We start from the raw sequence: 24,719 nt of genomic DNA on the forward strand, positions 1-24,719 counted from the left end.
TCGTATGTCAACGGCATATATCAGATGTCCGCATTGCGGTAGCAAAATGACTACCGCACGGCACCGTCAGATGAATGAACTATTAAAAGAACTGACAGCCACTTGTCGCAATGCAGATTGCTTATTTAGCGCCAGCGTCTATGTCGAGATAGCAAGACAAATCCAACCAAGCCTTGCCCCAAAACCTGAAATAACAGGGCAGCTCCTAAAAGGACAACCACGATGAGTATTAATGACCAAGTCGTCTCGCGTCTGAAATCCGAGTACGGCTTTAAACAAGTCGGCGAATGGCTACGTGAAGGCGTATGCCCAGACTGTAGCAAAAAGTCACTTTTCACCCATGCCCATAGCCCCCGCGTCGTCAAATGCGGGCGGCTCAATAAATGCGGTTTGGAAATCCATGTTAAGGAACTATTTGACGATCTATTCAAAGACTGGTCAAAAACCTACGTCCGCACTGAAACCAACCCCAACGCAGCCGCCGATGCCTACCTTAAAGAAGGCAGAGGCTTGGATATCAGCAAAATTAAAGGTAGCTATAGCCAAGAATCTTACTTTAGTAATTCGCTAAACCAAGGCACTGCCACGGTGCGTTTTGCCTTACCCAACGGTGGCTGGTGGGAGCGTTTTATCGACCAAGTAGACCGTTTTGACAAAAAAGCCAACTTCAAATATGGCTACAAAATTAATGGCTACTGGTGGTGGCACCCATCAAACGCTTTGATGCCAAAAGAAATATGGATTTGTGAAGGTATCTTTGATGCTATCGCATTAGCAGAGCATGGGCTTGCCACTGTCAGCCCACTAAGCTGCGTTAATTTCCCAGAAAATTCATTATACGAATTAAAGGCAAAATACGATGAAAAACGCCAAACATTACCAACTCTTGTATGGGCTTTTGACAATGACGCCGCAGGGCAACGCTACACCAAGCAATTTATCGAACAAGCCAAAAAAATCGGATTTGAGAGTGTCGCTGCCCAACCGCCGTATGACAAACACAAAAAGCTTGACTGGAACGACCTGCACGAACTCGGGCAACTAACAGACGAGTATCTCAAAAAATACCGTTACTTTGGTGACTTGCTTACCGCAAAATCACCGACCGACGCAGCGGTCATCCGCTATATGCACACCAAGCTATCACAATTTTACTTTGAGCATGGTAATCGCACTTACTGGTTTGAGCTTGACACCGCCAAACTATCCAAACTCATTGATGTTGAAGCCCATGAGATTGAAGATATGTTAGGGGATATTCAAGGGGAAGATGAGCAGATGGCAAAGTTTGTTCGCCAGACATCGACCACCCATGAGATTTTAAATGCCAAACTCGAAGCTCTGTATTTTCAGCGAAACGACGTCACAGACGAATCCTGGTACTTCACCCGAGTCACCACCAACAAAGGCGACAAGCAAACCACTATCACAGGCGACCAGTTATCTAGTCCCAGTAAATTAAAACCGCGTTTGTTATCGGTTTTTGCGGGTGTACTTTGGACAGGATCAGCTATGCAATTAGATATCATCGCCAAGCACCAAATGGAGGGGCTAAAAGAAGTCAAAACCACGGACTTTATTGGTTACGCCAAAGAGCACCAAGCCTATATCTTTAATGATGTGGCAATATCCAAAGGCAAAGTCGTCGCCAAAAACAGCCAAGACTATTACAAAATCGGTCGCCTTGAAATCAAATCATTGGCCAATGACCCTGTATTGCACATTAACACCAAAGATAAGCCTGATTTTAGTTGGTGGCATAACTTTCATCGCGTTCGCGGTGCTTATGGCACCATCGTCATGGCTTGGTGGCTTGGCACTTACTTCGCCGAGCAAATCCGCGGACTTGATCGCTCATATCCGTTTTTTGAATTGGTAGGACAAGCAGGTGCGGGTAAATCACGTCTGCTTGAATTTATGTGGAAACTCTCAGGTCGAGAAGACTACGAAGGTTTCGACCCATCAAAATCTACAAGCGTGGCGGTGTACCGCAACTTTGCCCAAGTCGCAAACCTACCTATCGCCCTAATCGAAGGCGACCGTAACGACGAAGACGGCAAAGCCAAGTCGTTTAAAACCTTTGAGTGGGACTCACTCAAAGACGCGTTTAATGGTCGCTCCATCCGCTCTAAAGGCGTCAAAAACAATGGCAATGACACTTACAGTCCGCCATTTCGTGCCGCCGTGATGATTAGCCAAAATGAGGAAATCCAAGCCAGTGAGGCGATGCTAACCCGTATTATCCATGTCAAATTGACACGGGATGGTCAGACGCTAGAGACCAAGCACATCGTCGACAGCCTTGACCGGTTACCCATCGAGCTAACCAGTCGTTTTATGGCGCATGCACTGAAAAATGAACAAGCGATTTTAGAAACTTACCAACAGCGAATCCGTATGTATGAGGCACGCTATCACGAGTTTGGTGTTACCCATACTCGTATTGCCCTCAATCATGCACAAATAGCCGCCATGATTGACTGTCTGCAAACACATGTACTGTCTGGATTGATGACGGACCAACAAGCGGAACAAGCCAAGCAAGCATTATTTGAAATGGCGCAAACCCGAGTTCAACGCTTACAAGCCGACCACCCAGACGTTGATAAATTCTGGAGCGTCTTCGAGTTTTTGATGTCAACAGGCAAGTTTGTTTGTCATACCAACATAAACGACCAAAGTCGAAAAATCGGTATCAATCTCAACCATTTTTATAAGGTAGCAAGGGAAAATTACCAAGACTTACCAGACATCACCCAAATGAAACGCCTGCTCAAAAATAGCAGCCGTTATAAATTCGTTGATAGCAATATCAGCGTTATGTCAGTAATTGATGGCTTTAAAACCATGAAGTGCTGGATTTTTACTAAACCTGAGAACGGATAAGCAAAGCACCGCTTTGCCCGTTCGCAAGACAAGGGCTATGCCCGAAGTAATCCACTGAATAGGAAAAATACGATGACCGACATTATCGACCAAGCCAATGACGTCGCCCAACAATCCATCGAGCGAGCCATTGCCAACGCCCCAAAATTCAATCGCCCATCGTTAACAGAATGTAAAGACTGTGGCGAACCAATCCCACCAGAACGTCAAAAATTAGGCGGCGTAACTCGCTGTATAGATTGCCAACAGTACTTTGACAAAAGACAGCGATGGTCATTGTTATGGCAATGAGACCCAAAAGTATCTGGCATGGCGACAAAGAATATAAAAAGTTTCAACCATGCCAATGTGACGTTTGTCACGATTATAGACCTGCTAATATTTGTATCTATCAACAAGGCATTGGCGTTATTTGTGACCAATGCCAAGTAAAACTTTCACAGGACACCCATCATGAAAATGCAGCTCTTCAAATCCCATAGCGACATCTTTTTAAGTGCCAATATCAAAAATGTTGTCAGCCACATCAACGCCATCTCAGAACCAGGCACACTCAAAAGCGTTGAGCAATTAGATCGCGAGACCTTAATTCGTATGGACGGCAGACTGTTTGACCTACACGACTTAAACCGTTATTACCAAAACAAAGCTCGTAATGAAGGCTTTACCTTCGGTGACGATTTATCAATACGGGTTAAAGGCAAAATTGTGCCTGTTGTCGCCGATAAGACTAGAACCCTATTGCATATTTTTATCGACAAAATAGCTGAAGGTCAGACTATCCTTGCTTACGATGATTACGCCAAAGACTACACCAAACAGCAATTCATGACAGCGATTAAGAGAATCACAGATAAAATGGAAGTACACATCCAGCGTGAAGATAAAAAATACTATCTAAAACTGCCGTTGGCGTATCGTATCACCCCAAAATCACCCAGCAATCACCATAAAATCACCAATTGGCAATCACACGCAGATTGGGCAATCGCGCACGCTTTAACCCAAAGATAGTAAAAATATCACCAAATCACCTTTATTTTTTACCACCAAAAAAACACGGTAGAAACACGGCAAAAAAGCCGTGTTTTTAACCCTTCGTTTGTCCCAAAAACGAGCGTAAAAAGACCTATCCAAATCTGAAATTAAGGATACCTCATGCAAAAAATATCATCAGGCATTGAACCACTCAAAACCGCCATCAGAATCTGGTGGAAAATCGACGGTGAGCGTCACCGCGAAACTATACATAACAGCCCACCCACCGATGCCAACCTTGCCGCCGCCAAAGCCACTGCCGACATGATAGCCCAGCAACTACGCATGGGTATTTTTGACCGTGATACCGTATTCCCCGACTCATCGAAGAGAGCTGACCGCTATTTTGGATACTATATCCACCAATGGCGAAAAGTTGAGACCAACAAAGTCGCCAAAATATCATTTGACACCTACGACAGCAAAGTCAAAACCCACATCGAACCATATTGGGGCATGAAACCTATCGCTAAGATTGGGGTAGAAGATATAGAGGAATGGGTTTATAACGTACTATTACAAAAACTATCGACCAAAACAGTCAAAGAAATAATAATGTTATGGCGAAAAATTTACAGCTACTGGGCAAGACATCAAAAAACCGTCAACGACCCAACCAAGTACATATCACTAGGACAAACTGACCCAGATGATATCGACCCATTTGACCGCGACGAAATAACAAGGATATTAAACCACCCAACAACCCCTACCCTGCATAACCTTTATACAGTCATGCTGTGGAGCGGATTGTCATTCCACGAACTGATAAGTTTGGCGGTCGAAGATTTAGACCTAGAAAAAGGCTGCTTATTCGTCAATCGCAGTTTTGTTCGTGACCAATACCGCGTAACAAAAAACCGCCGCCGCAAACGCCAAGTTGATTTATTGCCCGAAGTTATCGACGCCTTACAATCACAAATCAACCAAGTCAAAAACAATCCCAAAAATACAATCGCTATCACAGACCGCGACAACAAAAGGATAAAATCACAATCGCTCACTTGGCTTTGGTATGATGAGATCAGCCATTTTACATATAGCCAGTTATCAAGACGATGGACTGCCCATCTTGACTCCTGTGGGGTTAGATACCGACCTGTCAATAATGGCAGGCACACCTATGCAAGCCAAGTGCTATCGACAGGTGCAGTGACAGCAGAATGGCTTGCCAATCAGCTTGGACATACCAACACTGATATGATTCACCGTCACTATGGCAAATTTATTCCCAAGGATGCAAACCACATCATAAAAAACCTAGCCAACGCCCTGCAATAATTTCACCACACAAAAAAAGCCACTCAAAACGAGTGGCTTAATTTTTTGACCATATTACAGCCCATATAAACGCAAAAACCTCACAACTGCAAAAACAGCGCGAGGTCTTATATACCAACGGTTATTATTAACTATGCTAAAACCACTCAGCCCATGAAAATCACCTTCGTGGGCTACACACTTCGCAAACCGTTGCTATAAGCGGGATATATGGTGGCGATGAAGAGACTTGAACTCTTGACCTCACGATTATGAGTCGTGCGCTCTAACCAGCTGAGCTACATCGCCATGTTTGGCAAATTTGCAGGATTTAGGCACAATTTTGAAAGTATTTCTTGCCTGTCATGGGGTGCATATTATGCGTATTTAACCTTATGTCGTCAAGCATTTTGTCACATTTTTTTTCATTTTCTCAAAATTTAATTTTTTGCCCGTCGTGGCTGAGCATTGGCTCCGTGTCGACCTCAAAATCACTTGAAATGACAAAAACCCGTTAACGTCACTTGAATTTTTGCATATATTTACCATAATAGTATCAACGTGCCAAAATATTATATTGGTTACTGTCATACTCCCCTAATCTCTCAACCTTATGATTTATCACAACTATAAAAACCCATAAAAGGAAGCACTCTTGAGCGATACCATCAGCAGAACGGTCGATTTATCATCTCTAAAAGCCCACCAACTCAAAACCTTACTTGGCGAATACAATAACCACATTAAGTACCTTGAACATCGTCTGTCAGTCCACATTCACCAACGCAAAACCGATTTTGTGATTTCAGGTGAACTCGATTCAGTCACGCGTGCTGAGCGTATCTTGGTACAGCTTGCCGATGAAGCACAAAGCAACGACGTCATCTCGCCAGAAGATTTGCATCTGCTCGTGCAAACCAGTTTTAGCCGCGAGCAAGATTTAGCGCTAGAAAATGATGCCGCTAGCGAAAATGGCAGCGAGCGCGCAGATAGCACTGAATTCACCCCGATTAGTTTGAGAACCCGTAAAGGAAAAATTATCCCCCGCGGTTACAACCAACAGCAATATGTCAAAAAAATCTTACTCTCTGATGTTTCGTTTGGCGTAGGGCCTGCAGGGACGGGTAAGACTTACTTGGCGGTGGCTTGTGCGGTGGATATGCTAGAGCGCAATGAGATTGAGCGTATTTTGCTTGTGCGCCCGGCGGTAGAAGCAGGGGAAAAACTGGGCTTTCTACCGGGGGATTTGACCCAAAAAATCGACCCTTATTTACGCCCTCTTTATGACGCTTTATATGAAATGCTAGGGTTTGAAAAAGTGGCAAAACTGATTGAAAAACAAGTCATTGAAGTGGCACCCCTCGCCTACATGCGCGGTCGTACCTTAAATAACTCATTTGTGATTTTGGATGAAGCACAAAACACCACCCCTGAACAGATGAAAATGTTCTTGACTCGTTTGGGTTTTGGCTCACGTGCGGTCATCACGGGCGATATGTCACAGGTCGACTTACCTCGCGGCACCAAGTCAGGCTTGCGGCATTCGCTAGAAATCTTGGCGGATATTGAAGAAATTCATGTGACGCGGTTTGATAGCAAAGATGTGGTACGCCATCAATTGGTTCAAAAAATCGTGCAAGCCTACGATAAATACGATGAAGCGCAAGAAGCGATTAAAGAAGCCAAAAAGCAATCGCGCCTACTTGAACAAAGCCAAGCACAGTCACAAGCCGCAAGCTCGGCTATCGGGGTAACGGATAACAACGCCCCGATTGATAAAGCCCCGATTGATAACGCACCCATTGATATAGGTATCGCGGAGTAGCTTATGTCATCAGCTTTACCAACCCAAATTGATTTAGCAGGTGATTTAGCTGGCGCTTTGCCGCAAGCGCCGATGAGTCAAGTACCGATGAGTCAAGTGATAATTAGTTTTGCCGAAGACTTACTTGAACTGCCAACTTTTGGCGAACTTGAAGCCTTGTACCAACAAGACAAGATTGTCGCTATTTTGCAACAAGTTCTGCAGTATTTTGAAACCCATCAAGACACTACTGAGATACCTAGTCAACTGGGTGAATTTATCTTTCAAAAAACGGTTGAATTAGAAATTTATGTCACGGAGCCTGTGGAAGCTCGCGCCATCAATTTAGATGCGCGTGGCAAAGACTACGCTACCAATATTTTATCCTATGCCAGTGAATTGCCTGAAGCTGTGCTAGAATTACTGCCCGCACTGCCGCTAGGTGAACTAGTGATTTGCCATGCGGTGGTGGTTAGTCAAGCCGCTGAACAAGGCAAAACAGTAGAGCAGCATCTAACCCATTTGCTGGTGCATGGGATGCTGCATTTACTGGGTTTTGACCATGAACTTGGGCAAGCTGAGCAAGATGAAATGGAAGCGATTGAAATCGCTGTCCTTGATAAGTTATCCATTGCCAACCCTTATGAGTAAAATTTCAATTGAGTAAATCTATCAGCAAATCAGGTATTGGCATCATCTACGCGGGCGGCACTTTTGGCAGTTATGGCAAACCGCTTGCTAGCTTAGATGCTGATATTTTTTTACCTGTGTTATCACAGATACTACAGACCCATTTTGCCACCTACCCAAACCATGCACACGACCCTGTGGATTGGCGGATATTGGATAATGATGTCATTAAAGACAGTAGCCAGTTAACACCTGCCGATTTTGCGCATTTTTATCAATTGATACTACAAGCCATTGGACAAGGGCTTCGCCAATTTGTGGTGCTAACAGGCACCGATACGCTCAGCTACCTCGCGGCTTTTTTGGCAGAGTGTTTTGCGGGTAGTCATATCAGTATTGTGGTGACAGGGGCGATGAGACCTTTGCTTGATAGCAATGTGTTAACCGATTACCTTATCGACGCGCAGAGCGATGCCACACAGAATTTATTTGATGCCTGTAAACTAGCCCGTCATGGTGAGCCTGGGGTGCGGGTGTGTTTTTCTGGTGAAGATTGGCCTGCCCAAACGGTGCAAAAAATTCATAGCCATGATTTAATGGCGTTTGTGGGGCACCACCGTGCTGGTTATCCCGCCAATAGCTATACCTCAAAAATCACCGAGGCTCAGCATCAACTTTGGCTAGAAGATCGGTTGAGTCAATTGCCGCAAGTCTTTGACAGCTTGTCCCATGCCAATATTGCCACACTCTATTTAACGCCAGTGGATACGCATTTGCTCGCTGCTCGCTTGGGTAATTTATTGTCTGAAAAACCTGATGCCATCATTATTTTGGCATTTGGTGCAGGCAATGTGCCGTATGCCGAATCCATCAAAAACCAATTATTACAGGCGAAAAAACAAGGCTGTCTGGTCGCAGTGACCACCCAATGCGCGTATGGCGGCGTCAGCCAAGCGTATGAAGCGGGGGCATGGCTGGCTCAGTGTGAAGTTTTGATGACGGGACGATTGACCTTACCTGCGATATTTGCTCGTCTGCTTTGGTTGATTGGCAGTTATGATACCCCTGCTCGCCGCCGTCAGCGCTGGGCGCATTGTCTAAAAGATACTCACACCGTCGCCTAATAACTGATTAGTTGTTATACTAGGCTTTTTTATCGTAGGTTTTGGCAAATTTGGCTTTTTTATGACTGTAAATACTTATGCGATCAGCATCGAATTTATTGGTACTCGCTATCGCGGCTGGCAACGACAACAAGAAGTTGATAGTATTCAGCAGCATGTTGAAGCAGCGTTATCAAAGATAGCCAATGAACCCATAGAAGTCATCGCTGCGGGTCGTACTGATGCCGGCGTCCATGCGTCAAATATGATTGCCCATTTTCAAACCAGTGCCAAACGTCAGCCTTATAATTGGCTGCGTGCCGCAAATTCTCTACTACCTGATGATATCGCGGTGCGCTGGATACAAGTGATGCCTGCTGAGTTTCATGCGCGCTTTTCTGCCATTGCTCGACGCTACCGCTATATTACCCTCAACCATCCCTTTCGACCTGCGATACTCAATCAGCAAATTACCCATGAATACGCCCCGCTTAATGTCCAACTGATGCAGCAGGCAGCGACCTATCTCGAAGGCACCCATGATTTTACCAGTTTTCGTGCCGCTTCCTGTCAATCTAACCAGCCTGTGCGCCATGTCCATTTTGCCAAATTGATTCAGCATGGTGAGCTATTGGTACTGGATATCCAAGCCGATGGTTTTTTGCATCACATGGTGCGAAATATTATGGGTACGTTATTTGAAATTGGGCGCAGTGAAAAGCCAGTCGCATGGATTGAGACATTGCTACTTAGCAAAAATCGGTCACTTGCGGCAGCGACGGCTTCTGCCGATGGGCTGTACTTTATCAACGCGCTATATCCACCCCAATTTCAATCACTGTTACCGGCAACAAGGCTATCCCCTATTTGGCTAAATTTGCCTGAATAAGGGCGCGATGCGCGCAAATCTTTTAGCTGTTTTTTTCAATTGATTGATTTAGGGCTTAAAAGTTGCGATAACACACGCATCAGCGTATAATCTGCATTTATACATTTGACTCATAGATATAGGTATTATGGCAAAAAAAGACGATGTAATTGAATTTGAAGGCGAAGTGGTCGATACTTTACCTAACACATTATTTAAAGTGCGTTTAGAAAATGGGCATGAAATTATTGCGCATATTTCTGGAAAAATGCGTAAAAACTATATTCGTATCTTAACAGGCGATAAAGTTAAAGTTGAAATGACACCTTACGACTTATCGAAAGGACGTATTACTTACCGCGGTCGATAGTTGTTTAGCTAGATATAGTCAGTAAAAAGAGGGTGTTAACTCATTGAGTTAACACCCTCTTTTTTTCGTGACTGCTCAGGTCAATAAATTCTTACAAAAATGTGATTATACGGTTGTCAATTGTTAAAATTTTGATTATTCTTTACCTAACCAAAGGAAGGTACTACGTCAATTCTAATTTATTGATAAGTTTTTGTTAAATTAGCTGTTAGACGTGAGGATTAAAATCAAACAGGGAGCTTCACATGTCATTTAAAATTTCTTCTCTTGCGCTAGCTGTTGCTACGCTTTCTACTGTTTCTATCGCAAACGCAGCCGGTCTAGACCGCTCTACTCAACCCAGCTGGGCTTTTACCGAGCAAGGTACTTTTGCCTATGTTGAGCACGTTACCATCGATCCAACAATCGAGGGTAAAGATAACGCAAAGGTTGCGACAACTGACGCAAACTTTACCGCTGGTCGCAATGTCCCTGATATGGCCGACGATTACCAGTCTTTAAATTTTGGCGCAAAAGCCGATGTCAATGACACCATCAGCGTAGGGGCATTTTTTGACCAGCCTTGGGGCGCAAATGTTGAGTTTTCTGGGGATAACAACTTTGTTGGTGCACCAACTTCTATAGTAAATGGTATCTATGCTCAGGCAGCAGCAGGATTGCAAAATGCAGGTATTGCACTGCCTGTTACCAATGCGACAGAACTGCAAACCGCTATCTCAACCATCCAAAATCAAGTTACTGCAGGGCAAGCGCGATTAAATGCGGCAAATACCCAATTAGCGACAGCCCAAGCGGCTTTGGCTGCTAACCCTGCATTAGCACCTGTTTTAACGCCACAAATTACTGCACTTCAACAAGGGATTGCTGCAGGTACTACCCAAGTTGCGGCTGGTACACAAGCAGTTAAGACTTTATCTACCGCACAAGCAGCTTCACAAAATTTATCTAAAGTCACAGGTGCCACCAACGTTTCTATCAGCAGCCAAAATTTCACAGGGCTATTGGGGGTAAAACTGGGTGAAAAGAAAAATATTCAAATTTATGGCGGTCCTACGATTCAGCGTTTAGAAGGTGATGTTCACTTACGTGGTAACGCTTATAAAACCGCCTCTGGCTATGATGCAAATATTACGCGTGATACGGCTTATGGCTGGATGGCTGGGATTGCTTATTTAAAACCTGAAATTGCCCTCAAAGCCGCGTTAACCTATCGCTCTGAAATCGACCACGACGTCAATATGACGGAAAATCTTCCTGCACTTGGTGCAGCGGGTGTTGGCACCAATGAAATTACTATCACCACGCCAAAATCTGTTAACTTAGATTTTCAAACAGGTATCAATCCAACAACCCTTTTAACCGCAAAAGCACGTTGGGTACCTTGGAGCGATTTTGCGATTAAACCAAAAATCTATGGTAGCGCAAGCGGTTTAAATTTAGTTTCTTATGACGATGACGCTTGGACTGCTGAAGTCGGTCTAGGTAAGAAACTATCGCCACAATTAGCTATTTCGGGCGCTGTGGGTTATGACTCAGGTGCAGGCAATCCCATCACTTCTCTAGGACCTGTGGAAGGCAACTGGAATGTGGGCTTAGGAGCAAAATACAATTTGACACCTGAATGGGCTATCTCAGGCGGCGTTAAATACTTGATGTTTGGTGATGCCAAAGCAAAACTACCCGATGGTAGCATTGTTGGGGATTTCCAAGACAATGATGGCTGGGTATACGGCGTACGTTTATCCTACCAAAAGAAATAAGCTAACTTTCAATAACATGAAAGCCAATCTGTTCATCAGGTTGGCTTTTTTTATGTGTCTAGTTAATCAATTGTTGACACAGTAAGCCCTTAATGATTATCACATAGATACTGCTTCAACGACATATTGTATGGTTTAATTTGCAAGATTGGTTAGGGCTATGGTGAGATTACCAATGCTTGGTACCGTGACGCCATTGGTTTTTTTTGGATAAAGTTTGGCTTTTTGCACTTGTTGGCAAATAAATTTATCCACCTCTTGATCACCTGATGTTTGCGTAATTCTGCATTTTTCCACGCCACCTTGGGCATTGACATTGAGTTTTACTTGCAGGCTTGATAGCTGCTTTAGTGTCACAATACGGGATAAATTGGGTGCTAACTGGGTGTTAGGTTTTTTCTGCCAACTTGCATCCGCATTGCCAAAGGTGATGGGTGTTGCTGGTTTTGGTGACGAATTAATAGCTGGGACAGCGGGCATAGCTGAAATAACTGGGCTAACGGGCTGATTTGGCGTTTTTTGTATTTGAGGACGCATCGAGTCTTTAGATGATTTAGCAGATGATTCAGCACGCTCATCGTGAGTTATAGGTTTTAAAGCATATTCAGTATTGGTATGGCTTTGCTTGGTAGTAGCTGATTTGATAGTAGCTGATTTGGGTTGAGCAAGAGATTGGCTATTATTTGAACTTATGTTGCGTTCTATTTGCGCCGCTTGCTGTTGTTCATAGTGGGCGTTATTTTCACGCGCGTTCATTAATGGCTCGCTAGAAATATCTTGTGATTTTTTTTGGCTTTGACTTTGACTTGCTTTAGATAACGAAGTTTTAGGTTGACTGGCTTTTTTTTGGTTGGTCGAATTATCTATCGTTGGTCTGAATTCGATTGGCTTGTGGCTACTATTTTTTGCTTGGTACTCCACCAGTTTAGCGGGTGTAGGGTTTGGTGTTGATAATGGTTTTTCCTTAATATCAGCCGCTTGGGTGTTAGTGCTAGGATAAGCTTGTTTGGCAGGGTTCGCATGATTAATGGCGACGGGCTGCGGTTGTGAATAGTAGGTCTGTGAGGGGTGAGGCTTCAGCTGGATAAAGCTAATTTCGAGCGGCTGCGTCGTTTGCGGTTTGATTTTTAAGGGAGTTTGGTACTGAAAAAATAGATATAGCAGCAGCCCATGCAGCGCGGTAACGATGCCAAATACCACTACCCTAATATATAGTTTTGACGATTTGTTATCGGATAATGGGGTAGATAGCATAACAGGGAAATCGCTTGATGCACGCTTTAATGATGGGAGATGACATTGCCATCTTAATATAATTGTGCCATAAATCAAATAGTTAGTTTGCTATTTGATGTTGGGTATACCTGGGGTCAATGAGTTTTTAGCGTTATTTTTTTAATTTGCTGCTACGGCTATTACCTTGACAGCGCTTTGAGCAATAAATGACATTCACCCAATCTTTTTCCCATTTTTTTCGCCAGGTAAATGGACGCTGACACACTGGGCAGATTTTGCTCGGTAAATCAGATTTTTTAACGGTTTTATTAGAATTTTTCATTATCCCTTTCTATAGATTTACTTAATCGCTGGCTATTTAAGGCGCTTACATCTATTAGCTATTATCTAGTTTAGTTTAGTTGACTTTTTATGTGGGTCATTGCACATTTTTGCAACGGGATAACTGGCTTTTACCGTTATGATGGCGCAATAAACCTGAAAAAATGTCTTGGGAAGACAAGCCTTTGTTGACATAATACCCTAACGATAAATTGTTGTATTGGGGTAAAGATAATGAGCAGCACAATGAACTTGATGTGGTTTCGCCAAGATTTGCGCACCTTTGACAATACCGCTTTTGCGGCTTGCTGTGAGCATGCACAGCAAAACCATGCTGGCGTCATCGCCGTGGTTTATTTGACACCCAAGCAATGGCAATCACACCGCAAATCGCTGTGGCAAATTGACTTGATACTGCGGCAAATCCGCGCACTGGAGCAGAGTTTATCTCAGTTGAATATTGGTATCATCATCAGAGTGGTGGATGATTTTGCCTCGCAGGCAACGGACGTGCTTGAGCTTTGCCAGCAGCTTTCTATTAGCCATTTATTTGCCAATTTGGAGTACCCGGTTAATGAAGTTGCCCGCGACCAGTATATTGCCCAGCAGGCGCAGTCGTTGGGCATAGTTACTCAATGGTTTGATGATAGTCAAGTGGTTGCCCCTCAGCGTATCGTCACCGACAAAGGTATGCCGTACAAAGTCTTTACCCCTTTTTACAAGCGTTGGCTTGCGATGATTGAAACTGGCGGCTTAACCCTATCGCCCACCCCTGCTGCAATGGCTATAAATACCATACAACTCGCCAAAGACAGCCGCAATACCAATACCAATACCAATACCAATACCAATACCAATACCAATGACTATATAACGATTGATGCATTTTATCGCGCTTATCTTATCCCTACCGCTGCGCTTGATAAACAACTCAATCACGTGAGTGAGTTAGCACAATTGTTATACCCTGCCGGTGAAGCGGCTGCCCAATCACGACTGGATGATTTTTTAAAAAAACATATCGCTGATTACAATACCGCCAGAGACGTGCCCGCTTTGAATAATCACTTGGGTGCGACCAGTCGTTTATCACCCTATTTGGCAATCGGTATGCTATCGCCCAGATTATGCTATCTCGAAGCCAGACAAAAGCTGAACAGTCAGCAAGGACTGGGAAGTGAGAAAGACATCATGCGCTGGATTAGCGAGCTGGCTTGGCGCGATTTTTATTATGACGTTATGGTTAACCGTCCAGATATCGTTAAAGGCAAGGCGTTTTTGACCCCACTCGATGAATCTGTGGCTTGGCGTTATGACCTAGCCGACTTTGAAAGCTGGTATCAAGGTAAGACAGGTGTGCCGCTTGTGGATGCAGCGATGCGCTGTCTCAACAGCACAGGTTTTATGCACAATCGGCTGCGTATGGTGGTGGCGATGTATCTGAGCAAAAACCTATTAATCGATTGGCGTTGGGGTGAGGCGTATTTTATGCAGCATTTGGTAGATGGTGATTTTGCCAGTAATAATGGTGGATGGCAATGGTCAGCTTCCGTTGGTACCGATGCCCAGCCTTATTTTCGGGTGATGAATCCATTTAGTCAGGCGGCAACGTATGACCCTGACGCCAGCTATATCCAACACTGGGTACCCGAGCTTGCAACGGTGCCGGCTAACATCATCAACGATGAGCAAAAACTGCAAACCTACCTAACACAACATCCTCACATCGCCTATCCAAAGCTTGCCACACCAACAAAAGTCTCACGGGCGATGGCGATTGAGGCGTTTAAAAACCCAATATCATAAGATAGCTCAATAATCAGCTTTCTGTGTATGAGCGTCAGTTGATACGGTTAATGAGCAAAACGGATATGCCCAGTTGCCGAGCAGTTGATTGAAAAAGTTGATATTGCCAAGTGTATCGCAATGATGAAATGGACTACCAAGACAGCTTATTGATTGCTGACTATTTATTGAATGGCTGACAAATTACGACTTGGTTGATATTGCCTGACTGATAAAATCCGCTAATTGTGTACCCCATAGTGCGTAAGTTATGGCACTGGGGTGAAAGCCATCTTTTGCAAATAAGTTTTTACTATCGTCCTGCTCAGCAAAACTCACTGCTAAATAATGGATTTGGGTATCTAATTGGTTATTGGTGTTTTGATAGTTTAAAATCAGCTGATAAAGCCGCTTGTCCAATAATGACGCTTTTTTGCCTATCAATTGATTCAGCGGGCTTGGCAAGGCAGGCATTTTTTGCATGGGTGGCAATCCAATCTTTATGCAAGAAAAAACCTAAAATGAATAAAATTCATTATTTTTAAATTTTAATTCGTTTTTATTCATCTTATTTTTAGCGTATAACTGTCTTTGTACTTTTAGCAGTGACGATTTTTAGTAATCGTAGGGTGCTAAAAGAAATTTTTTTGCGCGACTGTTACGGAGATTATAGACATGACTTTACCGATTGATTGTCATATCAAAACCATTGCATTTGATGAAAATTACCAACCTGCCAAAGATACTAGGCTGACTACCAACTTTGCCAATCTGGCACGGGGTGAACACCGCGAGCAAAACTTACGCAATACCCTGCAAATGATTAACCGTCGATTTAATGACTTGGCACATTGGGACAATGTGACTGGCGACCGCTATCAGGTCGAGCTTGAGATTGTATCTGCCAATCTTGAGATTGTTGGTACGAAAGACAGCTTTCCGGCTATTGAGATTTTAAAAACCGTTATCTTTGACACCCAGACCCAGCAGCGAATCGATGGCATCGTGGGTAACAGTTTTTCTTCCTATGTGCGCGATTATGACTTTAGTGTATGGCTGTTGGCGCATAACAAAAACCAGCCATCGTTTAGCGTGCCCGAGCGGTTTGGGGATTTGCATGGCAAGTTGTTTGAGTATGTGTTGAACTCGCCTGCCTATCGTGAGCAATTTAACAAACCCCCGGTGATTTGTCTGAGTGTATCGACCACTAAGACCTACACCCGAACCGCCAATTGTCATCCGATTTTGGGCACTGAATATGTACAAGACGCATATTCGCTGACAGATGAGTACTTTAGCAAAATGGGTTTATCGGTGCGTTATTTTATGCCGCCAAAATCAGTGGCGCCTTTTGCATTTTATTTTAAAGGTGATTTGCTCAATGACTACACCAACCTTGAGCTTATCAGCGCGATTAGCACGATGGAAACGTTCCAAAAAATTTATCGTCCTGAGATTTATAACGCCAATAGCGTGGCAGGTCAAAGCTATCAGCCCAGTTTAAATCATGAGGATTATTCACTGACCAAAATCGAGTATGACCGTGAAGAACGTAGCCAGCTAGCGATTCAACAAGGTCAATACACAGAAACCCACTTTATCAAACCCTATCAAACTTTGTTACAAGAATGGTTAAATTCCCAAGTCGCTTAACCCAAGTAGCTTAATAAGTCGCTTAAGCAGTTTTGCTAACACCAAACAATTAAAGAGAAAACAATGACGACACTTTTTCCAACATCAACGGCAGGTAGCCTGCCTAAACCAAGCTGGCTTGCTGAACCTGAACAACTTTGGTCACCTTGGAAGCTAACAGACAGCGCCCTTGTCCAAGGCAAACAAGACGCGTTATTGGTATCATTGCAGCAGCAACTAGCGGCAGGCATTGATATTGTGAGTGATGGCGAGCAGACCCGCCAACATTTTGTCACCACCTTTATTGAGCATCTAGATGGGGTTGATTTTGCCAATCGCGCTACGGTAAAAATTCGCAATCGCTATGAAGCCAGTGTGCCGACTGTGGTGGGTGCGGTGTCGCGCCCGCAATCGGTATTTGCAAAGGACGCCAAGTTTTTACGTCAGCACACAGACAAACCTATCAAATGGGCGCTACCTGGACCCATGACCATGATTGATACCTTAAGTGACCAATACTACGGCAGCCGCGAAAAGCTGGCTTGGGAATTTGCCACCCTACTCAACCAAGAAGCCAAAGAACTGGAGGCGGCAGGGGTCGATATTATTCAATTTGATGAGCCTGCTTTTAATGTATTTTTTGATGAAGTTAATGATTGGGGCATTGCGGCACTCGAACGTGCCATAGAAGGGTTGAAATGTGACACTGCCGTCCATATCTGTTATGGTTATGGTATCAAAGCCAATACCGATTGGAAACAAACCTTGGGCAGTGAATGGCGACAGTATGAAGCCATCTTCCCCAAACTACAGCAATCGGCGATTGATATGGTGTCGCTAGAATGTCAAAATTCGCGCGTACCGATGGAACTTATCGAATTGATTCGTGGCAAAAAAGTGATGGTGGGCGCGATTGATGTGGCGACGCATCAGATAGAAACGCCTGAGCAAGTGGCAGCAACGCTGCATAAAGCCTTGCAGTTTGTGGATGCTAAAAATTTGTACCCTTGTACCAATTGCGGAATGGCGCCGCTCCCCCGTCATGTGGCACAAGGCAAGCTGTCTGCCTTAGCACAAGGCGCCAAGCTCGTCCGAAATGACTATTTAGCCACGCATCAATTGGACGACCTCATAATTTAAAAAGTAATTTGGAAAAAACAATGGTTGACGTTACTGATTTTAGAAATGCCATGTCGATGTTATCGGCTGCGGTCAATGTGGTCACTACCGATGGCCCTGCGGGTCGTCATGGCTTTACTGCATCGGCGGTGTGCAGTGTAACCGATACCCCACCGACCTTGCTGGTATGTATGAATACCGCCTCACGCTCGTATGAATATTTCGTGCAAAACAAGGTATTGGCGGTGAATGTGCTTGCCGATCATCATGCACCATTATCCGCGGTTTTTGCCTCCAAACTCGAAGCGCAAGCGCGCTTTGAGCATGGCACATGGCATACCTTGATGACCCAGTCACCGATTTTGGACAATGCCTTGGTGAGCTTTGATTGCCAAATCGAGCAAATCCAAGAAGTCGGCACACACGGGATTTTTATTTGTCGTATCGAAGCCATACAACAAGGCAAAGACCAGACAGGCTTGGTATATTTTAACCGTGAATACCATGCCGTCAATACAATTAAAGTCGATACGCCCAGCCAACCATAATGCCAAGCACCGAGTCAGATTTTCTACAATCCAAGCGAATTAATGCTAAAGTAGTCACTCATATCGATAGTTATACAATTTAGGATGGGTGATGGCGATTATTAAGTCTTTGTTGGACACGGATTTATACAAATTTACCATGCTACAAGTGGTGCTACACAAGTTTCCACAGACGCATAGCGTATATGCGTTTCGCTGTCGCAACCTTGAAGACACCGCCTATCCCCTATCAACGCTACTCGATGAAGTCAATGCTGAGCTCGATGCGCTTTGTGAACTGCGGTTTACAGCCGATGAGCTGCAGTACCTTCGTGGTCTGCGCTTTATCAAAAGTGATTTTGTTGATTATCTTGAATTATTTCAACTCAAACGTCGTTTTATCAAAGCGACCCTTGATGCCGAAGGTCGGTTAGACATTCGTATTGAAGGTCCGATGATTCAGGCAATGATGTTTGAAATCTTTGTATTGGCGATTGTCAATGAACTGTATTTTAGTCACCTTGACCAGCAATCGGCTTGGCAAGTCGGTGAACAACGGCTAAACGATAAAATCATACTGTTACAAGACTATCGTCGCCAAATGGCGGCTTATGACGTTCCGTTTTTTCTATCAGATTTTGGTACGCGTCGACGTTATAGTGTTGCTTGGCAAGAGCGAGTGATTGAGCGGTTGATGGCAGTGCCGGAAATATTTCGCGGTACCAGCAATGTGTATTTTGCCAAACAGTTCGGTATCACCCCGATTGGCACAATGGCGCATGAGTTTTTACAAGCCTTTCAGGCGCTTGATGTGCGCTTGCGTAATTTCCAAAAAGCGGCACTCGAAGCTTGGGTTCAAGAATATCGAGGTGACTTAGGTATTGCATTGACGGACGTGGTCGGGATGGATGCCTTTTTACGCGATTTTGACTTGTATTTTGCCAAGCTATTTGATGGGCTGCGTCATGACAGTGGTGACCCGTATGCATGGGGCGAAAAAGCCTACGCGCACTACCAACAACTCAAAATCAACCCAAAAACCAAAATGTTAAATTTTAGCGATGGGTTGACGTTGCAGAAGGCGTGGGCGCTGTACTTACATTTTAACGACCGTTTTCTACTTGGGTTTGGTATCGGGACTCACCTGACCAATGATATGGGGCAAACACCGCTCAACATTGTCCTGAAATTGGTTGAATGTAACGGGCAATCGGTTGCCAAAATATCCGACAGCCCGGGCAAAACCATGACCGATAACGATACCTTTTTGGCATACCTGCGCCAAGTATTTGATATTGCTGAATAAAATACTAAAGCGCTAATTGCAAAAACCAATAAGCTAAATCAGCGCGTTCAATCTCACGCCCTATCATGGCAATGTATGCCATGAATTTGGACGATTTAACTATTATTGCACATCAATACACCAATATTTGGTAGTCACATAGTCTTCAATCCCATACTTTGAGCCTTCACGCCCAAAACCGGATTGTTTGACACCACCGAATGGTGCAACTTCGGTTGATAACAGCCCGGTGTTTTGGGCGACCATACCATATTCAAGTCCTTCACACACTTTCCACGAACGCGCAACGCTTTGGGTATAAAAATATGCTGCCAGTCCATAAATCGTGTTGTTGGCATGGGCAATCACTTCATCATCGCTATCAAACACAAACACGGGCGCAATCGGACCAAAAATCTCTTGGCTGGCAATGTCCATGTCATCGGTAATTCCCGTGATAACAGTTGGCTCAAAACTTAACGCCGATGCTGCATGTTTTTTACCCCCAGTTACAATTGTCGCGCCTTTGTTGACCGCATCTTCAAGCAACTGCTCGACTTTGTCCAGTGCGCCTTGGTTGATGAGCGGACCGATATTTACACCCTCTGTCATACCATTACCGACTTTTAGTGCTTCGACTTTTTGTTTGAAGATGGCTAAAAATTTGTCTTTGATACTTGATTGCACATAGACGCGGTTTGCACAGACACAGGTTTGTCCGGCATTGCGGTATTTGGAAGCGATAAGACCGGTTGCTGCTTTTTCTAAATCCGCATCATCAAAGACGATAAAGGGGGCGTTGCCACCAAGCTCCATCGAAAGTTTTTTGACGGTGGATGCGCATTGTGACATCAGCACGCGACCAACTTCAGTAGAGCCAGTGAATGACAATTTGTGGATACGTTCATCTTGGGTGAGCACTTCGCCAATGACGGATGACTTGCCGGTGACGATTTGTAGCAAGCCTGCAGGTAAGCCTGCACGTATAGCAAGTTCGCCCAGTGCTAACGCGGTCAAGGGTGTTTCAGTGGCAGGTTTGACAATTATGCTGCAGCCAGCGGCTAAGGCAGGGGCAACTTTGCGGGTAATCATGGCGGCGGGGAAATTCCACGGGGTAATCGCTGCGCAGACACCGATAGGTTGTTTTAACACCACGTAACGTAGGTCTTTGTTGGTGCTAGGGATGATGTCGCCATAGATGCGTTTGCCTTCTTCGGCAAACCAACGGATAAAGCTATTGGCGTAGCCGATTTCACCGCGCGATTCGGTGATTGGCTTGCCTTGCTCAGCGGTCATGATAGTCGCCAAATCTTCTTTATTTTGGTCGATTAAATCCGCCCAGTTGTTTAAAATAGCTGCGCGCTCGTTGGCGGTTTTTTGTGCCCAGTCTATTTGCGCTTTGTGGGCGATGGCAACAGCGTCGATGACTTGGGATTTTTCTAGACTCGGTATGGTGGCAATCACTTGGTTGTCAAATGGATTGGTGACATCAATGGTTTCGCCTGTCGAGGCGTCCGTCCATTGGTTGTCAATGAGGAATTGGGTTTTGAGTAAGGTTGGGTCTTTGATTGGTAGCATCAGGAATTCCTGTTCGTTATGTTGTTATGAGTATATTGAGAACTTTTTTATGATAAGCAGGTCAATGCCGTTTATTATAAGCGGATAGCAGTTATCTGCAATAGCGTCATTATGTTGCAGCAGCTGTTCATGAAGTAAAAATTTCAGCAAAGATTAGATAGCAAATGGCATAAATAATTGGATCAAATGCAAACCGAGTCGGTTACGTCAACTCGGTTGTGATTTTCTCATCGCATTTGAGGCTACTGTCTTAGCAGTGGTATGCATTCGATTGCGTTGGTCGCTAAAGTTTTCTTTAAAATTTTTATTGGAAATTTTTCTCACTGCGCTGTTGGCAAATGCCGCTGCATAAAATCATTGACCTTGTTAAAGGTAGGATAAAACGACTGTAACGGTGTTGCCAGTCCAATGACGACGCCTGCGTGAGTGGCAGGGACTTTCACCCGTTCCACGTTGCCGCCTGCCTGGGTCAGCGCTTTTTGTAGGCTATCAGCATTTTGTGGGTAGACAAGCGTATCTTTACTACCTGTGACCAACAAATGCGGGGGTAAATCTTGGCGGATATGATACACAGGCATCACTTGCTGGCGGGTGCTATCAGCTGGAAAGGCAACTTTGGTAGTACCGCTACGAAAATCATAATCATACGGCCCTGCTAGTCCAATCACGCCTAATATTGCCTTGTTGGGAATGCCGGTGGTTGTCCAAAAACGGCTATCATCCACCGCAGATACCACATTAAACGCCCCTGCCGAATGCCCCATGACAAACAGCTGATTAGGATTGCCGCCATATTGGGCAATATTACGATACACCCACCCCATGGCGCTGGCTGTATCGAGCACATAATCTGGGAATACGTTTGCAGGGGCTAAGCGATAATCCACCACCACTGTGGTGTAGCCCGACTTGGCAAACTGCTTACCGACAAAGCCATAGGTTTGACGTTTGCCATGTTGCCAGCTGCCCCCGTATACAAATATCAACACAGGGTGGCGCTGACCGTCTGCAGGGGTATAAATATCGAGTTGTTGGCGGATATCTGTGCCATAGGCAATATTTTTGATGGTTTTAATACCATTTGATACCGTGCTAGTGCCATCAGCTTTTGCGGCGATTGGTGCGTTTTTTGTCGCCATGGCATGACAGCCTGTCAAACTTAACCCCACAAGGGCTATAACCGCAGCAGCCCCAAGTTTGTATTTATTCAAGCGGACTGTGGCGGATGACGGGTGTTTTGTAGCGTGGCTAAATGAATTTGGCATAGGTTTCTCTTTTTTAAGTGTTTCGCTTTTTTAAGCAATGACGTTTTTAAGTTAGGACGTTTTTAAGTCAGAACGTTAAATTTGAAATTATTAAATATTTATGTAAGAAAATGGCTTTTTGTTAAGTATAATCGCTTATAAATGTTAATCAAATGCCCGCTGTAGTTAATTGGTAACAGCGGTAACCTTATGTTGGATATCCTTTATGTGTGATGCTATTTATTATTTAACTTACACCAGTAAAATCACCTTACTGGGCGCGATTAATCCGTTTACTTTCAAAATTATCGAGCAGATTTCTAGGCAAAACAATCATGCCCAACACATCACGGGATTTTTGCTATTCAAACATGGGCATTTTTTTCAATATTTGGAAGGAGATAAGGCATTGGTCACTCACCTGTACCAAAATTTACTTAAAGATTATCGCCATAAACAGTTAAAAATAATTACCGAGGGTCATCGGGAGCAGCCGCGGTTCAAAAAATGGGATATGTACTGTATTGACATTGACAAGGATGTGAATAATTTATCCATTAGCCGACTATTTCAAGCGTTTAACCCCACCCATTGGCAGTCATCGGAGGTGAATGAGCTACTCACAGATATGCAAACACAGCATCATAAAAATAATTAAGTTTTTTACCCTAAAAAAATTTATAAACTTTAATTTATTTTTGTATGAATTAAGCGTTATACTTTAGTTTTAATAAAAGATGCTAAATTAATAATAACATTAAAAAATTATTATGCTACACTCAAAGTAACATATAAAGAGTATGGCTGAGGAGTTCTACGATGATGTCTCCCCCTACTTACTACCTGACTTATACCAGTTCGCTTACTTGGTCAGCCGCTTTAAAGCCCAGCACATTTACCCAGATTTATCAAAGCGCCAGAGATAATAATCAAAAAACAGGCATCATGGGTTTTATCCTATTCAAAGATGGTCGCTTTCTGCATTTTATGGAAGGTGGTGAGATGTATATAGCGAATTTGTACCTCGCTATTACCCATGATAAACGCCACCATAAAATTCATCTTATCCATCAAGGTACCACCCCTGCTAAACGCTTTAAGCAATGCGATATGCTATGCGTGACACCCGGCATATCCCATACAACCCCAGTGATTAGCGAGCTGTTAGCAAAGTTTGAAACCTACCAATGGCAGACCGAACAGGTCGAGCAATTACTCAATGATATGGTCGCATTCTATGAGCGCGATGATACTGATATTGCCCCCTACCAGGTCAAAGCGGGAAGCTATATCGGCGCCATCATCAAACACCATGTCAAAAAACACCTTTTTTTCATGTTCACCATCATCACGGTTCCATGGTTGGTGATATTTATGTTGTTAATTGACCTGTAAATTTTTGCCAATCTGATGGCGAAAAGGCTAACCATTAAACGCTTACGCAAGCGCAAGATAGCGACGCGGTTTAAGCTCAATTGTTTCGACGTCTTTATTAAGTGTTTGGTAATCGTCACTTTCGGCTTATACCCTATCGCGTTAATCAATGTTTGCTTTTAATGGTTGCTTTTTAAGAACAATAAACTGATGAAAAACATACCTAATATCAGCAGTTGAATGATTAAATATTTTTTATTCTGCCGCATAAAGCGGCGATAAACCACCGAGAAAAAACTGCCTGTTTGGGGTGTCATGCCAAGCAAATGGTTTTTTGCCATTAGTGACATCACCTCATGTACGTGAGCTTGGCTCCAATGATAAATATCAAAGTCGTACACCATATCTGGAAGATTAAGCAGTTCAAGGGTTTGGGTTTTTTCATCCATGTTATAACAATTCATCAGCCATTGCTGATAATAGCGTTTTTCTAACTGTCCCTGGTCTAACACCACCATCTCTTTATGTCGTCGGTCTTGCTTTATGGTGTTAAATAATTGTTCACATACCGCTTTTTGACCTTCAATATACTGCAAAAATTTGCCATCCTTAAACAATAAAAACCCCGTAATATGATGGTGTTGATTGTTGGACTGGGCTTGCTCGCGAATATCAGTGAATAAATTGTGGTCAAAAATTTGGGTCAAATTTATTTTACTGGCGTAAACATAATACTGAATTTGATGATTCATGACATTTTCCGAAAATTTGTGAGGGAAGCCAGTTGCAATAAATTTTCATCGGTTAAAAAAAGCTTAATCTTATGACACCTAGAATTGGTCTCAGAACCTGTTCACAATCTTTTCAATAACAAAGCGATGAAAGCGAGATTGGTAAAT

The 24,719-nt window shown here is 43.8% G+C and carries 24 protein-coding genes and 1 tRNA gene; 18 read left to right on the plus strand and 7 right to left on the minus strand.

Annotated features, from left to right (window positions below):
• Positions 1-4: 4 nt before the first annotated feature.
• The 5 genes from RTS10_RS01995 (at position 5) to RTS10_RS02015 (ending at position 5,205) form a co-directional block, all read left to right on the plus strand.
• Complete coding sequence (locus RTS10_RS01995) at positions 5-226, plus strand: ogr/Delta-like zinc finger family protein (protein WP_160002107.1); 222 nt, start codon at positions 5-7, stop codon at positions 224-226.
• The gene (locus RTS10_RS02000) at positions 223-2,886 is read left to right on the plus strand and encodes a toprim domain-containing protein (protein WP_312538975.1); all 2,664 of its coding nucleotides are present in this window, start codon (positions 223-225) and stop codon (positions 2,884-2,886) included. Before RTS10_RS01995 ends, RTS10_RS02000 begins: the two co-directional genes overlap by 4 nt.
• A gap of 72 nt (positions 2,887-2,958) precedes the next feature.
• Positions 2,959-3,177: a TraR/DksA C4-type zinc finger protein gene (locus RTS10_RS02005; RefSeq protein WP_312538976.1), complete on the plus strand. Its 219-nt coding sequence runs from the start codon at positions 2,959-2,961 to the stop codon at positions 3,175-3,177.
• Between the two features lie 162 nt (positions 3,178-3,339).
• Positions 3,340-3,900, plus strand: a complete 561-nt coding sequence (locus RTS10_RS02010) for a glutathione S-transferase family protein (protein ID WP_312538977.1) — start codon at positions 3,340-3,342, stop codon at positions 3,898-3,900.
• 144 nt (positions 3,901-4,044) lie between these two features.
• Positions 4,045-5,205 carry a tyrosine-type recombinase/integrase gene (locus RTS10_RS02015; protein ID WP_312538979.1) on the plus strand — a complete coding sequence of 387 codons (1,161 nt, stop codon included), beginning with the start codon at positions 4,045-4,047 and terminating at the stop codon, positions 5,203-5,205.
• A gap of 211 nt (positions 5,206-5,416) precedes the next feature.
• Here RTS10_RS02015 and RTS10_RS02020 read toward each other — a convergent pair.
• Positions 5,417-5,493 (minus strand) — tRNA-Met (locus RTS10_RS02020).
• Between the two features lie 346 nt (positions 5,494-5,839).
• On the opposite strand from RTS10_RS02020, the gene RTS10_RS02025 reads away from it, so the two are divergent.
• The 6 genes from RTS10_RS02025 to RTS10_RS02050 all read left to right on the plus strand — a co-directional run bounded on the left by RTS10_RS02025 (position 5,840) and on the right by RTS10_RS02050 (position 11,719).
• Positions 5,840-7,009: a PhoH family protein gene (locus RTS10_RS02025; protein WP_312538980.1), complete on the plus strand. Its 1,170-nt coding sequence runs from the start codon at positions 5,840-5,842 to the stop codon at positions 7,007-7,009.
• 3 nt (positions 7,010-7,012) lie between these two features.
• On the plus strand, positions 7,013-7,639 hold the full coding sequence (ybeY, locus tag RTS10_RS02030) for an rRNA maturation RNase YbeY (protein WP_312538981.1): 627 nt from the start codon (positions 7,013-7,015) through the stop codon (positions 7,637-7,639).
• Positions 7,640-7,647: 8 nt separating this feature from the next.
• Positions 7,648-8,742 carry an asparaginase gene (locus tag RTS10_RS02035; protein ID WP_312538982.1) on the plus strand — a complete coding sequence of 365 codons (1,095 nt, stop codon included), beginning with the start codon at positions 7,648-7,650 and terminating at the stop codon, positions 8,740-8,742.
• Positions 8,743-8,803: 61 nt separating this feature from the next.
• Positions 8,804-9,610, plus strand: a complete 807-nt coding sequence (gene truA, locus RTS10_RS02040) for a tRNA pseudouridine(38-40) synthase TruA (RefSeq protein ID WP_312538983.1) — start codon at positions 8,804-8,806, stop codon at positions 9,608-9,610.
• Positions 9,611-9,737: 127 nt separating this feature from the next.
• Positions 9,738-9,959: a translation initiation factor IF-1 gene (infA, locus tag RTS10_RS02045; protein WP_007116282.1), complete on the plus strand. Its 222-nt coding sequence runs from the start codon at positions 9,738-9,740 to the stop codon at positions 9,957-9,959.
• A 245-nt stretch (positions 9,960-10,204) separates the two neighbouring features.
• Positions 10,205-11,719, plus strand: a complete 1,515-nt coding sequence (locus RTS10_RS02050) for an outer membrane protein transport protein (protein WP_312538984.1) — start codon at positions 10,205-10,207, stop codon at positions 11,717-11,719.
• A gap of 135 nt (positions 11,720-11,854) precedes the next feature.
• On the opposite strand, the gene RTS10_RS02055 is transcribed toward RTS10_RS02050, so the two are convergent.
• Both RTS10_RS02055 and RTS10_RS02060 read right to left on the minus strand, forming a co-directional pair.
• The gene (locus tag RTS10_RS02055) at positions 11,855-12,973 is read right to left on the minus strand and encodes an energy transducer TonB (protein WP_312538985.1); all 1,119 of its coding nucleotides are present in this window, start codon (positions 12,971-12,973) and stop codon (positions 11,855-11,857) included.
• A 133-nt stretch (positions 12,974-13,106) separates the two neighbouring features.
• Entirely contained in the window at positions 13,107-13,277 is a 171-nt protein-coding gene (locus RTS10_RS02060; RefSeq protein WP_007116285.1) for a DUF2256 domain-containing protein, read from the minus strand.
• A gap of 233 nt (positions 13,278-13,510) precedes the next feature.
• Between RTS10_RS02060 and RTS10_RS02065 the strand changes: the two genes are divergently transcribed.
• Positions 13,511-15,082 carry a cryptochrome/photolyase family protein gene (locus tag RTS10_RS02065; protein WP_312538986.1) on the plus strand — a complete coding sequence of 524 codons (1,572 nt, stop codon included), beginning with the start codon at positions 13,511-13,513 and terminating at the stop codon, positions 15,080-15,082.
• 183 nt (positions 15,083-15,265) lie between these two features.
• Here the strand turns inward: RTS10_RS02065 and RTS10_RS02070 are convergent, their stop codons facing one another.
• Positions 15,266-15,544 carry an SGNH/GDSL hydrolase family protein gene (locus RTS10_RS02070; protein WP_312538988.1) on the minus strand — a complete coding sequence of 93 codons (279 nt, stop codon included), beginning with the start codon at positions 15,542-15,544 and terminating at the stop codon, positions 15,266-15,268.
• Positions 15,545-15,736: 192 nt separating this feature from the next.
• Here RTS10_RS02070 and RTS10_RS02075 point away from each other — a divergent pair, with 192 nt between their 5' ends.
• From RTS10_RS02075 to pncB, 4 genes are all read left to right on the plus strand, one after another.
• Positions 15,737-16,714 (plus strand): DUF1852 domain-containing protein, encoded by a 978-nt coding sequence (locus RTS10_RS02075; RefSeq protein WP_312384516.1) that lies wholly within the window; start codon positions 15,737-15,739, stop codon positions 16,712-16,714.
• 63 nt (positions 16,715-16,777) lie between these two features.
• The gene (locus tag RTS10_RS02080) at positions 16,778-17,833 is read left to right on the plus strand and encodes a methionine synthase (protein WP_312538989.1); all 1,056 of its coding nucleotides are present in this window, start codon (positions 16,778-16,780) and stop codon (positions 17,831-17,833) included.
• 20 nt (positions 17,834-17,853) lie between these two features.
• Positions 17,854-18,360 (plus strand): flavin reductase, encoded by a 507-nt coding sequence (locus RTS10_RS02085; RefSeq protein WP_312538990.1) that lies wholly within the window; start codon positions 17,854-17,856, stop codon positions 18,358-18,360.
• 88 nt (positions 18,361-18,448) lie between these two features.
• Positions 18,449-19,645, plus strand: a complete 1,197-nt coding sequence (gene pncB, locus RTS10_RS02090) for a nicotinate phosphoribosyltransferase (RefSeq protein ID WP_312538991.1) — start codon at positions 18,449-18,451, stop codon at positions 19,643-19,645.
• A gap of 102 nt (positions 19,646-19,747) precedes the next feature.
• On the opposite strand, the gene RTS10_RS02095 is transcribed toward pncB, so the two are convergent.
• Together RTS10_RS02095 and RTS10_RS02100 are read right to left on the minus strand one after the other, a co-directional pair.
• Positions 19,748-21,202 carry an NAD-dependent succinate-semialdehyde dehydrogenase gene (locus RTS10_RS02095; protein WP_312538992.1) on the minus strand — a complete coding sequence of 485 codons (1,455 nt, stop codon included), beginning with the start codon at positions 21,200-21,202 and terminating at the stop codon, positions 19,748-19,750.
• 320 nt (positions 21,203-21,522) lie between these two features.
• Entirely contained in the window at positions 21,523-22,467 is a 945-nt protein-coding gene (locus tag RTS10_RS02100) for an alpha/beta hydrolase (protein WP_312538994.1), read from the minus strand.
• 205 nt (positions 22,468-22,672) lie between these two features.
• Between RTS10_RS02100 and RTS10_RS02105 the strand changes: the two genes are divergently transcribed.
• On the plus strand, positions 22,673-23,104 hold the full coding sequence (locus tag RTS10_RS02105) for a BLUF domain-containing protein (RefSeq protein WP_312538996.1): 432 nt from the start codon (positions 22,673-22,675) through the stop codon (positions 23,102-23,104).
• Positions 23,105-23,265: 161 nt separating this feature from the next.
• Positions 23,266-23,841 (plus strand): BLUF domain-containing protein, encoded by a 576-nt coding sequence (locus tag RTS10_RS02110; RefSeq protein ID WP_312538997.1) that lies wholly within the window; start codon positions 23,266-23,268, stop codon positions 23,839-23,841.
• 158 nt (positions 23,842-23,999) lie between these two features.
• On the opposite strand, the gene RTS10_RS02115 is transcribed toward RTS10_RS02110, so the two are convergent.
• On the minus strand, positions 24,000-24,572 hold the full coding sequence (locus RTS10_RS02115) for a BLUF domain-containing protein (RefSeq protein WP_062334527.1): 573 nt from the start codon (positions 24,570-24,572) through the stop codon (positions 24,000-24,002).
• Between the last annotated feature and the right edge of the window lie 147 nt (positions 24,573-24,719).

Source organism: Moraxella sp. CTOTU47616 (genome assembly GCF_032017465.1).
Lineage (GTDB): Bacteria > Pseudomonadota > Gammaproteobacteria > Pseudomonadales > Moraxellaceae > Faucicola > Faucicola tetraodonis.